The following is a 14,254-nucleotide window of genomic DNA, read 5'->3' on the forward strand; positions in this document are numbered from 1 at the left end:
TCTCAGGGCAGCAGCTCCGCATCCGTCCGGGAGAAGATCAGGTCGCTTTCCTCGACGACCGGCCCACGCCACCGCACCGGCGCCGCCGGAGAACCGTGCAGCGCCGCCGGATAGCTGGCCGGGGCGTAGCTGTTGGGGAGGCGGTAGGGGTGGAATCCGTGTTCCTGCATGGTTTTGAGCAGGGCGTCGGGCGATTCGCCCAGGGCTTCCATGCGGGCGGGGGTGACTTCGACGGTGAGTTCCGCGTCCGGGCGGAGCTTGTCGAGGAGGGGGGCCAGGCCGCGGATGACGGCGCCTTCCGCGCCTTCGACGTCGATCTTGATCACGCGGGCCGTGGCGGTCTCGTCCGCGTCCAGCAGGTCGGGCAGCGGATGGGCCTCGACCTCGTGGGTGGCCTCCGCCGGTCCGTCGTACGGGACGATGCTGGCCGCGCCCATGTTCTGTGAGCTGGCGAGGATGAGGGTCACTGTCCGCTGTGCGTCGGCGACGGCGGTGTGGAGGGTGCGGATGTTGGTGTGGCCGTTGAGGTCGGAGTGGCGGCGGATCTGGGCGTGATACGTCGGTGAGGCCTCGATCGCGACCACCCGGCCCTGCTCTCCGACGAGTTGGGCGGCGAGCAGGCTGAAGTAGCCGACGTTGGCGCCGACGTCGACGTAGGTGTCGCCGGGGCGGAGGCGGCGTTGCAGCCAGTGCGTCATGTGGGGCTCCCAGAGGCCGAACATGTACACATAGCGCTGGATCAGGTCCTGGGTGTCGACGGCCATGGTGGCGCCGAAGCGGGTGCGGACTACGCGGCGGCGGGGGTGTTGCCGCAGCCGCGGGTTGAGGTAGCGCGTGGCGAGTGCCGCCTTTCCCAGTAAGCCGGGGGCGTCCCGCAGGTATCCGCGCCCGAGCGTGGTCAGCGTCTCGCTCATGGTGTTGCTCATTCGGTCGTCTCTCCGTCGGCTTCTGTCGCACCGTGGCCCTCGGCCGTCCCCGTACGGCCAGTGTCTCCGGGGCCCTCGTGCCGGTGTGTGCGGGCGGTGGGATTCGGGCACCGCTCTGGTCTGTTGAGGCCGGGCGTGCCACCCTGCGCGGCACCCGTCGCCCGGCTCTGACCGTCACCGTGCCCACGGCCGGCGGGGGATACCCGTCCGCGCGGCAGTGTCGCTCTGACAGACAAGGAGACGGCGATGAGTGAGTCCGACGCAGAGGTGGTGCCGGGGGCACCGCCCTCCCCTGCCGCTCCGGCCCGGGAGGCGGTGGCGACGGGTGCCGGGGAGGCGCTCAGGGCCCGGCACACCGCGCGTGCGCGCAGTGCCGACGGGCGTACCCGGGGCGCGTGCCGTTTCGCCGGGGTGGCGGCGGACCCGGGCGAGGTGATCGCGGTGCCGGCGGAGGACGCGGCGAAGGCGGTGAACGCGGTGCGGCTGTCCGCCGGTGCGCTCGCCGCGCTGGCCGAGGGGGTGGCGGACCCCGCGGCCGACGCCCGGCAGGCCCGGAACGCCGCCGCCGCTTCCGTACTCGCCGCCCAGATCGCGCGCTCCCACGGCGCCACGGAGCTCTGCGAGGCCGCGTACCAGGCCGCCCTCAAGGCCTCGCAGGCCGCGGGGCTGGCCGCCGGGCGGGAGGGGAGGGGCCGGAGCGAGGGGCTGAACGCCGCGGCGGAGGCGGCGGAGGACGCCGCGGTCGCCGCTGCCCGGGCGGCGGGCTGGTTGTAGCGCCGCGCCGCACGCTGTCCGGCAGCGTCGGTCCGTGACAGGGACGGTGCCGGACAGGAGCGGTGTGGGGTGGGCAGGTCAGTCCCGGTCGAAGGGGAGGTCCAGCATCCGGATCGCGTTGCCGCGCAGGATCTTGTACGTCACCTCGTCGGACAGGCCCGCCACATGCTCGGCCGCCACGTCCTTGGTGTGCGGCCAGGTCGAGTCGACGTGCGGGTAGTCGGTCTCGAAGGTGGCGTTGTCGACGCCCACGGTCTCGATCGACTCGACGCCGTGCCGGTCGCGGAAGAAGCAGCAGAAGATCTGCCGGTAGTAGTAAGACGACGGCGGTTCGGGGATCAGGTCCTTCACCCCGCCCCACGCCCGGTGCTCCTCCCAGACGTCGTCGGCGCGCTCCAGGGCGTAGGGAATCCAGCCCATCTGGCCCTCGCTGTAGGCGAGTTTCAGCCGGGGGAACTTCACGAGGACGCCGCTGAACAGGAAGTCCATCATCGAGGCCATCGCGTTGTTGAAGCTCAGGGAGGCTTGTACGGCGGGCGGCGCGTCCGGTGAGGCCGCCGGCATCTGGGACGACGAGCCGATGTGCATGTTCACGACCGTGCCGGTCTCCTCGCACGCGGCGAAGAACGGGTCCCAGTAGCCGGAGTGGATGGACGGCAGCCCCAGGTAGGTCGGGATCTCGCTGAAGGTCACGGCACGGACCCCGCGGGCGGCGTTGCGGTGGATCTCGGCGACCGCCAGGTCGATGTCCCACAGCGGGATGAGGCACAGCGGAATCAGCCGGCCGCCGCTGTCCCCGCACCACTCCTCCACCATCCAGTCGTTGTAGGCCCGGACGCAGGCCAGCCCGACCTCCTTGTCCTCGGCCTCGGCGAAGGTCTGGCCGCAGAAGCGCGGGAACGTCGGGAAGCAGAGCGACGCCTCCACGTGGTTGAGGTCCATGTCGGCCAGCCGGGCCTTGGGGTCCCAGCAGCCGCGCCGCATCTGCTCCCGGGTGATGCCGTCCAGGGTCATCTCGTCACGGGAGAAGCCCACGGCGGCGATGATGCGCTTGTACGGGAAGATCAGTCCCTCGTACTCCCACCAGTCCGTGATCTGGCCCTCGGGGTCCGTCGTGAACCGGTACTTCCCCCCGACGTAGGCCAGCTCGCCGATGCCGGCGGTGAAGGGCTTCGGCCCCTTGTCCTGGTACTTCTTCGGGAGCCAGGTACGGAAGAGGTGCGCGGGCTCGATCACGTGGTCGTCCACGCTGATGACCCTGGGAAGCTCCGCCGTGCCGCTCTGGTTGCTGATCACGCTGTACCCCCAACTGCCTGCCGCTGAGTCACGCCCTCGGGCCGATATCTGACGACCCATCAGTTCGGAGGTTATGGGCTCGCCCGTGCGACGACAAGGCGAGGCAGGCAACTCCACCCCTTGCGGTATCGCCCGCCGTCCGCTGAACTGACGCATCGTCAGTTCAGCTTGCGGAGTCGAGGGGGCAGCATGCAGACGGTGTGGCTCAGCGGTGCCGAGTGGTTCGCCGTCCTCCGGATCGGGCTCGGGCTGTGGTGGCTGGAGAGCTGGCGCCACAAGGACAAGAAGTCCTGGTTCGCGGGCGGCGGCATCACCTGGGCGGCCGGTATCGCCGCCGACCACCGGTGGCCCGTGGTCCGCAGGGGCTTCGACCGCCTGGTGAAGCCCCGCCCCCGGCTGATGGCGTACGTCGTCGCCTACGCGGAACTCGCGCTCGGCCTCGGCCTGATCGTGGGCTTCCTGACGCCGATAGCCCTGGTCGCCGGGGCGGTGCTCAACCTGGTCTACCTCGTGCTGATGATCCACGACTGGGCGGAGCAGGGGCAGAACCTGATGATGACGCTGATCTCCGTCACCGCGCTGCTCGCCATGAGCTGGCAGAGCTGGTCGCTGGACGGGGCCTGGGGGCTGTTCCTTTAGGCGAGGGGCTGTTCCCTCAGCCGGATCGGCCGGCCGGTCGCGGGCGGCCGCCCGTACGCCCACCCGGGACGGGGCCGTGCCGGGTGGGCGGCGTGACGGTCAGTTCTTCTCCTTGACGGTCACCGGGCGGTCCTTGCTCAGCTCGCCGAAGAGCTGTTGCGCCTTGCGCTTGTTCCACAGCACGGCGCTGCCCTTGGAGGTCGGGAAGCCGAGGCTCGCCACGGGCACATTGAGCCGCTTGCCGTCGCCCTCGGTGACGCCCTTCATCGCCTTGAAGAGCGAGGTGAGGTTCGGCAGGCCGGTGTCCTTGTCCACGATGAGGGTGCCGAGGCCCGCGCTCATCGTCGGGTACATCGTGCCCGGGTCGAACAGGACGCCCGGGGTGGCGGCCTTGTGGGCGAGCGCGGCCAGGAACTTCTGCTGGTTCTGGCTGCGGCCCAGGTCGCCCTTGGCCTCCTGGTGGCGCTGGCGGACGAAGGCGAGTGCCGTACGGCCGTCGAGGGTGTGGCAGCCCTTCTTCAGGTCGGCGCCCGACTTCTCGTCCTTGATGTCCCGGTCCAGGCACATCGGCACCCCGCCGACCGCGTTCACGATGCCGACGAAGCCCGCGAAGCCGATCTCCGTGTAGTGGTCGATGTGCACGCCGGTGTTGTGCTCGATGGTCCGGACGAGCAGATCGGGACCGCCGAACGAGAACGCCGCGTTGAGCTTGTTCTTCGACGCGCGGTAGTGCTTGCCGGTCTCGGGGCGGATGTGCGACGGCACGGTCACCCACGAGTCACGCGGAAGACTGACCATCGTCGTCCCGTGTTCACCTGTGTGCAGCAGGATCATCGAGTCGGTACGGCGTCCCGCGTCGGCCGAGCCACCGGTGTGCAGGTTCTTCCTGGCACGGTCGGACAGGCCCACCCGGCTGTCGGAACCCACAATCAGATAGTTGGTGCCCCCGCCCTTCGACGGGCGGTCGGCGATCTTGGCGAGGTCGACGTCGCGGTTGAGCTCGGTGTCGGCCCAGACGTAGGTGCCGGCGGAGCCGAGGCCCAGCACGGTGGCCAGAACGATCAGCACCCGGACGATCCGGCGCCGCGGGCCCGCGGCACGCCTGCCGCGACCGGTGTGACCGTCGCCGTCGCCCGGACCCGCGGGTCCGGTACGGAGCGGGGGCCGCCCGTTGCCGGGGGTGCTGTGTAAACGGGGTGGCGGTGCCGGGGGCGCCGCGGGCACCGGAGCCTGGGCCGTGGCGGGCGCCTGAGGGACGCTGTCGTACGCGGCGTCGTACGGGGTGCCGTATGCGGCGTCGTACGCCGTGCCGTATGTGGCATCGTGCGCCGTGCCGTACGTGGCGTCGTGCGCCGTGCCGTACGTGGCGTCGTGCGCCGTGCCGTACGTGGCGTCGTGCGCCGTGCCGTACGTGGCGTCGTGCGCCGTGCCGTAGGCGGCGTCGTGCCCGCTGCCGTACGCGTCGTAGTCCAAGGGCCATGCCGGGGGTGCCTGGGACGGGGGCGCCTGGGGCGGGTGTGCCTGCCGCGGGTGGCCGGCCGGGTGCCAGATCTGCCCGGTGCCGATGTACTCCGCCTGCGCTTCGCCGCCGCGCCAGTTCCCGTCGAGCGGCCCCTCCAGCCATTCAGTCATGCGCGGAAGTCTGCATGCTCATGTCCACTTCGCCAACCGGTGTGTGGGGATATGCACAAACGAAAGGGCAGAATGCACTGAATGTGCGCTCCTGGAGCGGCGTCGCGGACGCGGCGGCCGCCGGGCGGCGTCCGGCCGTGCCGCCCGGGTGTCCGCCCGGTCCTGAACCGGGCGGACACCTGTGGAGCGCGAAGGGGGCCGTCATCCCGACGGCAGGCTCTCGTACGCGGGCGCCTGGCCGATGTGCTGTGCGGCGGTGCCGGAGCGGTGCATGCGCTGCCACTTCAGCCGGGTGCCGAGCAGGAAGGCCACCACGGACTGGATGACCACCAGGTACATCAGCTGCCGGTAGACGAAGAGCTGGAGTGGCATCGCCCACAGTTCCCGCACCGGCTCGCCGTCGAGCTTCAGGGCGTATCCGGCGCAGGCCAGCTGGAGGGCGAGGAAGCCGGCCCACACCCCGGCCGCCAGCACCGGCCCCTGGAAGAGCGCCCCGTAGAGGGCGAAGACGTCGACGATCGGCGCGAGCAGCGGCAGGGCGACCTGGAAGACCGTGAGGTAGCTCAGGCCGCGGCGTCCGAAGCGGCCGGCCGGGCCCACCTCGATCACGGCACGCCGGTGCTTCCACATGGCCTGGAGGGTGCCGTAGCACCAGCGGTACCGCTGCCGCCACAGCTGCCGCAGCGAGGTGGGCACCTCGGTCCAGGCGATGGCGGACTCCTCGTAGACCACCCGCCAGCCCGCCTGCCACAGGGCCATGGTGAGGTCGGTGTCCTCGGCGAGGGTGTCCTCGCTGACGCCGCCGACGCCCATCAGCGCGTCCCGGCGGAAGGCGCCGATGGCGCCGGGGACCGTCGGCATGCACTCCAGGACCTCGAACATCCGCCGGTCGAGGTTGAACCCGAAGACGTACTCCAGGTGCTGCCATCTGCCCAGCAGACGGTTGCGGTTGCCGACCTTGGTGTTACCGCTGACCGCGCCCACGGCCGGGTGGGCGAGGGGCTGGACGAGCTGGTGGACGGCATCCGGCTCGAAGACGGTGTCGGCGTCGACCATGACCACGATGGCGTGGCGCGCGTGGGCCAGACCGGTGTTCAGGGCGGCGGCCTTGCCCGAGTTGGGCTGGCGGATCACCTCCACGCGGGGGTCGTCGATCAGGGCGGCGATGTCCGCCGTGTCGTCCGTCGACCCGTCGTCGATCACGATGATCTGGAGCTGCTGGTGGGTGGAGGCGAGCAGCGAACGGACGGTGGAGTCGATGCCGGCCGACTCGTTGTAGGCGGGGACCAGGACCGTCACCGGTTCGACGACCTCGCGCAGCCAGGGGGAACCCGGCCGGATGCGCGACAGCCGCCGGACATGGGCGCGGGCGAAGAAGAGGAGCGAGGCCAGCCGCAGCACCCCCAGGGCGCCGCCGATGCCGAGAACCCAGGTCATCCCGCCGACGAACGCATGCCCGGCGATCTTGATCCCGACCAGGGCCTTGCCCACCCACTGCTCCCAGGCGGGGGCCGGGGTGTCGGCTGCGGGCATGCCCGCCCCCCAGGTCACGGTGGTGAACTTGTCGATCCTGGGGTTGCTGAGCAGCTTCTCGGTGTCGTGATAGGCGATGTCGTTCTGGCTGAACTGGCGGACCACGCCCTGGGCCGGCTTACGGAACCACCGGTCGGCGGCCACCAGGGTGTAGCCGTCCGCGGCGGCCCGCTGGGCGGCCTTCCACTCGGGGCCGCACATGGTGTCCACCGCGGTGGTCTGGGGCAGCCGCAGCAGGTCGGTGTGGATGCCCGCGGTGCCCGCCAGCGCCGACTGCGTCAGCGACAGCTCCAGCCGGGCCCGGAAATCCGAGGCCGAGCCCATGACCGCACCGGTGTAGGTGTTCGAGCCGATCTCATGGCCCTCGGCCTTGATGCGCCGTACCAGGTCCGGATGCTGGGCGGCCTGCGCGCCCTGGAGGAAGAACGTGGCCTTCGCATGGTGCTTGCGCAGCAGGTCGAGCAGGCGCGGCGTCCATACAGGGTCGGGGCCGCCGTCGTAGGTGAGCGCGACATTACGGGCGGGCATCCCGGCGGACTTCACCTTGCCGCCGTCGAGGCGCACCACCGGTCCGCCCTTGTCCACGGCCCTGGGCACCGGCGTGGTGCAGTCGCGCCGGGTCTTCGCGGCGTCGACCTCGTGGGTGGTCCAGCCCTCGAAGAGCAGGGCGCCGAAGGCGAGGGGGAGTATGAGGATCAGCAACAGCCAGTGACCGCGCGGATCACGGGACTGTGCGTGCCGGCCACCCTTCGAGCGGCGGCTCACGGCGCGACCGGGGCGCCCTCGGGCAGGGTCGGGGCGAGGAGTCTTCGGACGGCGGCGCCGGTGGCTGTCGCCGGGGGTGTCCCGGCACGGGTGCGGCACGCCGGGACGCCGCCGTCGGCCGCGGCGGGCGCCCGGCGGGAGGCGCGTCCGAGCGCGTCGACGGCGTTCCGCAGCACCTTTCCGTGCCGGACGGAAGCGTCGGCACCCCGCTGGGAAGCACGTATTTTCTGCCGTTTTGCGTTCCGGCTGCCCTCACACATGGTCGGCGAGTGTACCCATCACGGATCACGGGCAGCGGCCTGCGGCCATGCCCCTTCACCGCGATGACAAGCCCCCGGACCGGCGGCGGGGCCACGCCACCCCGGGCCCGTTTGTCCAGGTCAGGAAGATATTGCGGGCGCCGTTTGCCCGGTATTGCGGCCTCTGCAACGCGGCACCGGGCCGCCCGGCGCTGAGAGTGTTCTAACACCTGACCGCTCCGGGAGGCCGTTCCGGCCGGTGGCCGAAAACACCCTTATCCATCGGGTTCGCCGGGCCTAACTTTGACTGGGTGACCGGATTCGAAATCTGGTCACGGAGCCGGCGGGGGGAGACGGCATGGAACGGGCGCAGCGCGCCGACCGCATCCTGGACGCGGCAGGGGACCTGCTGCTCGCCTGGGGCTACGGGCGGGTGACGATCGACGAGATCGCCCGGCGCGCCAAGGTCGGCAAGGGCACGGTTTATCTGCACTGGAAGACCAAGGACTCACTGCTTCTCGCCGTCATACTGAAGGCTCAATTCCGCATTCATCACCGGCAGTTGACGCATTTGCGGAACGATCCGCTGGAGATTCTGCCGAGCCGGATGATGCGGCGGCAGTTCATCGATTTCCAGGGCGAACCGGTATTGCGCGCGCTCTACTCCGACGACACCGAAGTCCTCGGCCGGCTCAACCACACCGCCAGGAACGAGTTGGCGGAGCTGATGGTGCAGGGCGACCGGAATCTGCGCCGCCATCTGGAAGTGCTCCGCGCACACGGTCTGGTACGCGACGACACCGACGTGGCGCACCAGCAATACGCCTTGCTGGCGATGTCCACCGGCTTCTTCCTCTCCGAGTCACTGCTCGCCGACCGCGGCCCGGAGAGCCTGGAGGCACGCGCCGACATCCTGGCCCGCACCATCCGGGACGCGCTGGAGGTGCCGGACGGCGCGGGGCCGGTCCCCGGCGTCCCGGACTCCGCCGCCGCCCCTGCCCCCGGCGCTGACCTGGTGTTCGGCTCCGCGCCGGACTCCGGTTCGGGGCCGGATGCCTTCTCTGCCCGTACGCGCGCCGCGGCGGCCGCGGCCGCGCCCGACATCATCGCCGTCCACGAGCATTTCACCGAACTCTGCATACAGGAGATGCGCCGGCAGATACGTGACTGAGGTGGCGCGGCGGATTCCTCCGCGGGACGGATTCGTGCGGTGCATTCCCGTACTGCGGCGGATGTGCGCGGCGGTCCCCCGCACCGAACTCCCCACCGGGGGACGCCGGAGAGGCACCTCACGACACCACCCCCGAGCGAATCCACCCCGGCGAATCCAACCGCCCGGCTCCGCCCGACGGACACCCGGCCACGACTGCTCCCGCGCGTTCCGCGAAAGAAAAGAGCCACGTCCACGTTCTGACCCGAACGGTTCCCACCCGGACCCGTCCGGACCGACTCCCAACCCGGAGGAGATCGAAAGATGTCGGCATTATCCAACTCCCCGCTCGCCGCACATGTCGGGAAACACCCGGGCGAGCCGAACATGATGGACCCGGCGCTGCTCACCGACCCGTTCGGCGGCTACGGCGCACTGCGCGAACAAGGCCCGGTCGTGCGGGGCCGGTTCATGGACGACTCACCGGTCTGGCTCGTGACCCGCTTCGACGACGTCCGCCAAGTGCTGCGCGACCAGCGGTTCGTGAACAATCCGACCGCACCGTCCCTGGGGCACTCGCTCCAGGAGAACCCCATGGTCAGGCTGCTGGACATGATGGGGCTGCCCGAGCATTTCCGGCCGTATCTGCTGGGATCGATCCTCAACAACGACGCGCCCGACCACACCCGGCTGCGGCGCCTGGTGTCGCGCGCGTTCACCACACGCAAGATCACCGATCTGCGGCCGAGGGTCGAGCAGATCGCCGACGAGCTGTTGGCCCGGCTTCCCGAGCACGCCGAGGACGGTGTGGTCGACCTCATCAAGCACTTCGCCTATCCCCTGCCGATCACCGTCATCTGCGAACTGGTCGGCATTCCGGAAGCGGACCGTCCGCAGTGGCGGAAGTGGGGCGCCGACCTGGTCTCGCTGCAGCCGGAGCGGATGAGCGTCTCGTTCCCGGCGATGATCGAGCACATCCATGAGCTGATCCACGAGCGCCGCCGCGCCCTCACCGACGATCTGCTCAGCGAGCTGATCCGCACCCATGACGACGACGGCGGCCGGCTCAGCGACGTCGAGATGGTCACCATGATCCTCACCGTCGTGCTCGCCGGGCACGAGACCACCGCCCACCTCATAGGCAACGGCACGACGGCGCTGCTGACCCACCCCGACCAGCTCCGGCTGCTCCGGGACGACCCGGCGCTGATGCCGCGTGCCGTCCACGAGCTGCTGCGCTGGTGCGGGCCGGTCCACATCACCCAGCTGCGGTACGCCTCCGAGGACGTCGAGGTCGCCGGAACACCGATCCGCCAGGGCGACGCCGTCCAACTGGTCCTGGTGTCGGCCAACTTCGACCCCCGCCACTACACCGAACCCGAACGGCTCGACCTGACCCGGCACCCCGCGGGACACGCGGAGAACCATGTGGGGTTCGGCCACGGCATGCACTACTGCCTGGGCGCCACCCTCGCCAAGCAGGAGGGCGAGGTCGCGTTCGCCCGGCTCTTCGCGCACTACCCGGAGATGTCATTGGGCGTCGCACCGGAACAACTGGAGCGGACAGCGCTACCGGGCAGCTGGCGACTGGAGGCGCTGCCGCTGCGGCTGGGGTGACGGGCGGGTCTGGAGGGGTGCGCGGTTGGTCGCGCGGGCGGGCGCGCGGTCGGCCTCGCGGTCGGGCGAGGAGCAGTGCGGGCCGTTGAGGGGGCGGGCTCCGTGCGGGACATCTCCGTACGGGGCTCGTCCAGTGCCCCTACGGGGCCCATGGCCCGCCCCGGCGCCGCCGCCCCTTCGTCCCACCTCGCACAATGGGCCTCCCGCCCATCATCGAGGCCGATAATTCTGCACATTCGGCGAAGTTATCCACAGCCTTCCGGCCCGTGCCGACGGATTTCCCGCACCGGGCGCAGAATGGGCCCATGACTGACGAGACGACCCCAGCCCCAGGCCTCGACGCCACCGCCCCGCACCCTTCGACGACCACCACCCCGCCCCCGGCCGGGACGGGCTCGGCCGGCCCGATAGCGGCGGCGGACGGGTCGGCGAGCGGCTCGGCGGACGCCGCGATGCCGGACTGGGAGAAGCGCTTCCGCGCACCGCGGATCGGGCTGCCCGACTGGGCCGAGGACGCCCCGGCCCGTTCCCTGTTCGTCTCGAACGCCACCGGCACCTTCGAGCTCTACGCCTGGGACCGGGCCACCGGCGAGCAGCGCCAGGCCACGGACCGGCCGAACGGCACCACGGACGGGACGCTGTCGCCGGACGGCCGCTGGATCTGGTGGTTCTCGGACACCGACGGGGACGAGTTCGGCGTCTGGATGCGGCAGCCGTTCGAGGGCGGCCCCGACGAGCCGGCCACCCCCGGCATCGCCCCCTCGTATCCGGGAGGCCTGGCGATCAGCCGGGACGGGACCGCGGTCGTCGGATGCTCGACGGACGAGGAGGGCTCGACGGTCCATGTCGTGCGGCCGGGGCAGCCGCCGGTGGAGATCTACCGGCACCGCGAGTCCGCGGGCGTCGGCGACCTCTCGCACGACGGCTCGCTGATCGCCCTTGAGCACACCGAGCACGGCGACGCGATGCACTCCGCGATCCGCGTCGTACGGCCCGACGGCTCCACGGTCGCCGAGCTGGACGACACCAAGGGCGGGACCGAGGAGCTGGGCCTGTCCGTGATGGGCTTCGCGCCGGTGGACGGGGACGCCCGGCTGCTGGTCGGGCATCAGCGGCGGGGCCGCTGGGAGCCGATGATCTGGGACCCGCTGACCGGCGTGGAGACCGCCCTGGACATCGACCTCCCCGGAGATGTGGGTGCCGACTGGTACCCCGACGGTTCGGCGCTGCTGGTGGAGCACGAGTACCAGGCGCGGAGCGAACTGTGGCGCTACGAGCTGGGCGCACCGGACGGCGACGACGCCCCGGCCGGCGCCGCGGCCACCGGTTCGCTGACCCGGGTCGAGACCCCGGCCGGCACGGTCTCGGGCGCCACCGCGCGGCCGGACGGCACGGTGGAGTTCCTCTGGTCGTCGGCGGCGCAGCCCCCGGAGGTGCGGTCGACGAGCGGCGAGGTCGTGCTGGACCCGCCCGGGATGAAGGCGCCCGGTTCGGTGCCGGTGCGGGACGTCTGGGTGGAGGGCCCCGGCGGCCGTATCCACGCACTGGTGCAGCAGCCCGCGGGCGAGGGCCCGTTCCCGACGGTGTTCGACATCCACGGCGGCCCGACCTGGCACGACAGCGACGCCTTCGCCTCGTCGCCCGCGGCCTGGGTGGACCACGGCTTCGCGGTCGTACGCGTCAACTACCGCGGTTCGACCGGCTACGGCCGCGCCTGGACGGATGCGCTCAAGCACCGCGTCGGGCTGATCGAGCTGGAGGACATCGCCGCGGTGCGCGAATGGGCGGTCTCGTCCGGACTGGCAGATGCGGAACGGCTGGTGCTGTCGGGCGGCTCATGGGGCGGCTATCTGACGCTGCTGGGACTCGGCACTCAGCCGGATGCCTGGGCTGTGGGCCTGGCGGCGGTTCCGGTCGCTGACTACGTCACGGCGTACAACGACGAGATGGAAGCCCTCAAGGCGATGGACCGCACCCTCCTCGGCGGCACCCCTGAGGAGGTCCCGGAACGCTTCGAGGCCTCGTCCCCCCTGACGTACGTGGACGCGGTGCGCGCCCCCGTCTACATCTCCGCGGGCGTCAACGACCCACGCTGCCCGATCCAGCAGGTGGAGAACTACGTCCAGCGCCTGGAGGGCCGCGCCCATCCGCACGAGGTCTACCGCTACGACGCCGGACACGGCTCCCTCGTCGTGGAGGAACGCATCAAGCAGGTCCGCCTGGAACTCGATTTCGCCCAGCGCTATGTGAACGGGAGGGGCTGAGCATTTCCCCGCAGTGACGGGAGGGGCGTCGCCGCGCCTGAGCGGACAAAGTGCGCTGGAGCGGCTGGGGCGGCGCCCCCGAAGCGGTCAAGAAACGACGTGGTGGGCCAAGGCCGCATGTGGGTCCCGGCCGTTGGGGCTGTCTTCGGGGGTGTGGTCTGTGTGGACGGTGGCGGCGGTGAGGCGGGGGACGGCGTGGATGAGGGCGTGTTCGGCGGCGACGGCGAGCGCATGGGCCTGCACCACGGTCAGGCGGGAGTCGACGACGATGTCCGCCTCGGCCCGCAGGGTGTGGCCGATCCAGCGCATCCGGACCTGCCCGACGCCGTGCACGCCGTCGACCGCGCGGAGTGCGGTCTCGGCGGCCTCGATGAGTTCGGGGTCGACGGAGTCCATCAGCCGCCGGTAGACCTCCCGGGCGGCGTCGCGCAGCACCATGAGGATGGCGGCGGTGATCAGCAGGCCGATGAGGGGGTCGGCCGGCCGCCAGCCGAGCGCAGCGCCGCCCGCGCCCAGGAGAACGGCGAGGGAGGTGAAGCCGTCGGTACGGGCATGCAGGCCGTCGGCGACCAAGGCTGCCGAGCCGATCCTGCGGCCGGTGCGGATGCGGTACCGGGCGACCCACTCGTTGCCGAGGAAACCGATCACGGCGGCGACGGCCACGGCCCACAGGTGCGTGACATCGCGGGGGTGCAGGAGCCGGTCCACGGACTCGTAGGCGGCCCATGCGGAGGAGGCGGCGATCGTCAGGACGATGGCGATGCCCGCGAGGTCCTCGGCACGGCCGTAGCCGTAGGTGTAGCGGCGGTTCGCGGCCCGGCGGCCGAGCAGGAAGGCGATGCCCAGCGGCACGGCGGTCAGGGCGTCTGCGGCGTTGTGGATCGTGTCGCCGAGGAGCGCCACCGACCCCGACATCGCGACGATCACCAGTTGGATCAGGCTGGTCAGGCCCAGGATGCCGAGCGAGATCCACAGCGTGCGCAGCCCCTCGCGGGAGGTCTCCAGCGCGGCGTCGACCTTGTCCACGGCGGCGTGGCTGTGCGGGGTGACCAGGTGCGCCAGCCGGTGCCGGACCCGCGCCCGGCGTCCGGAGCGGCGCGGGTCGGGCGACGGCTCGTGTGCGTGCCCGTGTGGTCGCCCCGGCCCATGGCCCGCGACGAGGCCGTGCCCGTCCCCGTGGGGATGACCAAGCCCGTGGGGATGACCAAGCCCGTGGGGATGACCGACGCCGTCATGACCATAGCCGTGCACGGGCTCGCGCCCGTCCGGCCCGTGCCGAGGTACGCCCTTGCCTGCCATACGACCCACCGTGGCACGCCGACCCGATTGCGGCTACCACCGTCATACACCCTCTGACCAGGTGCGACCTCGTTGCAGAAGCCGCTCAGGACGAAAAGCGGGAGCGCCGCCCGTCCGTGC

10 protein-coding genes are annotated in these 14,254 nt (G+C 71.2%); 5 read left to right on the forward strand and 5 right to left on the reverse strand.

The annotated features are described in order from the left end of the window. Nucleotides 1-2 precede the first annotated feature (2 nt). A complete protein-coding gene (locus ACGFN2_RS04675; protein ID WP_393357521.1) occupies nt 3-914 on the reverse strand; it encodes an FkbM family methyltransferase in 912 nt (303 codons plus the stop codon). A 258-nt stretch (nt 915-1,172) separates the two neighbouring features. Between ACGFN2_RS04675 and ACGFN2_RS04680 the strand changes: the two genes are divergently transcribed. After that, nucleotides 1,173-1,700 carry a hypothetical protein gene (locus tag ACGFN2_RS04680; RefSeq protein ID WP_362603672.1) on the forward strand — a complete coding sequence of 176 codons (528 nt, stop codon included), beginning with the start codon at nt 1,173-1,175 and terminating at the stop codon, nt 1,698-1,700. 78 nt (nt 1,701-1,778) lie between these two features. Here ACGFN2_RS04680 and ACGFN2_RS04685 read toward each other — a convergent pair whose 3' ends face one another. After that, a complete protein-coding gene (locus ACGFN2_RS04685; RefSeq protein WP_362603674.1) occupies nt 1,779-2,996 on the reverse strand; it encodes an amidohydrolase family protein in 1,218 nt (405 codons plus the stop codon). Between the two features lie 189 nt (nt 2,997-3,185). Here ACGFN2_RS04685 and ACGFN2_RS04690 point away from each other — a divergent pair, with 189 nt between their 5' ends. Then, on the forward strand, nt 3,186-3,635 hold the full coding sequence (locus ACGFN2_RS04690) for a DoxX family membrane protein (RefSeq protein ID WP_362603676.1): 450 nt from the start codon (nt 3,186-3,188) through the stop codon (nt 3,633-3,635). Nucleotides 3,636-3,734: 99 nt separating this feature from the next. On the opposite strand, the gene ACGFN2_RS04695 is transcribed toward ACGFN2_RS04690, so the two are convergent. Further along, complete coding sequence (locus ACGFN2_RS04695; RefSeq protein WP_393357995.1) at nt 3,735-4,859, reverse strand: LCP family protein; 1,125 nt, start codon at nt 4,857-4,859, stop codon at nt 3,735-3,737. A 609-nt stretch (nt 4,860-5,468) separates the two neighbouring features. Further along, nucleotides 5,469-7,565: a bifunctional polysaccharide deacetylase/glycosyltransferase family 2 protein gene (locus ACGFN2_RS04700; RefSeq protein WP_362603680.1), complete on the reverse strand. Its 2,097-nt coding sequence runs from the start codon at nt 7,563-7,565 to the stop codon at nt 5,469-5,471. A gap of 597 nt (nt 7,566-8,162) precedes the next feature. Here ACGFN2_RS04700 and ACGFN2_RS04705 point away from each other — a divergent pair. The 3 genes from ACGFN2_RS04705 (at nt 8,163) to ACGFN2_RS04715 (ending at nt 12,835) form a co-directional block, all read left to right on the forward strand. Next, entirely contained in the window at nt 8,163-8,975 is an 813-nt protein-coding gene (locus ACGFN2_RS04705) for a TetR/AcrR family transcriptional regulator (RefSeq protein WP_362603683.1), read from the forward strand. A 303-nt stretch (nt 8,976-9,278) separates the two neighbouring features. Continuing rightward, on the forward strand, nt 9,279-10,571 hold the full coding sequence (locus tag ACGFN2_RS04710; protein WP_393357525.1) for a cytochrome P450: 1,293 nt from the start codon (nt 9,279-9,281) through the stop codon (nt 10,569-10,571). A 452-nt stretch (nt 10,572-11,023) separates the two neighbouring features. After that, nucleotides 11,024-12,835: a S9 family peptidase gene (locus tag ACGFN2_RS04715; protein ID WP_393357997.1), complete on the forward strand. Its 1,812-nt coding sequence runs from the start codon at nt 11,024-11,026 to the stop codon at nt 12,833-12,835. Between the two features lie 87 nt (nt 12,836-12,922). On the opposite strand, the gene ACGFN2_RS04720 is transcribed toward ACGFN2_RS04715, so the two are convergent. Further along, entirely contained in the window at nt 12,923-14,134 is a 1,212-nt protein-coding gene (locus ACGFN2_RS04720) for a cation diffusion facilitator family transporter (protein ID WP_393357527.1), read from the reverse strand. Nucleotides 14,135-14,254 lie beyond the last annotated feature (120 nt).

It is taken from the genome of Streptomyces sp. NPDC048612, assembly GCF_043199295.1.
Lineage (GTDB): Bacteria > Actinomycetota > Actinomycetes > Streptomycetales > Streptomycetaceae > Streptomyces.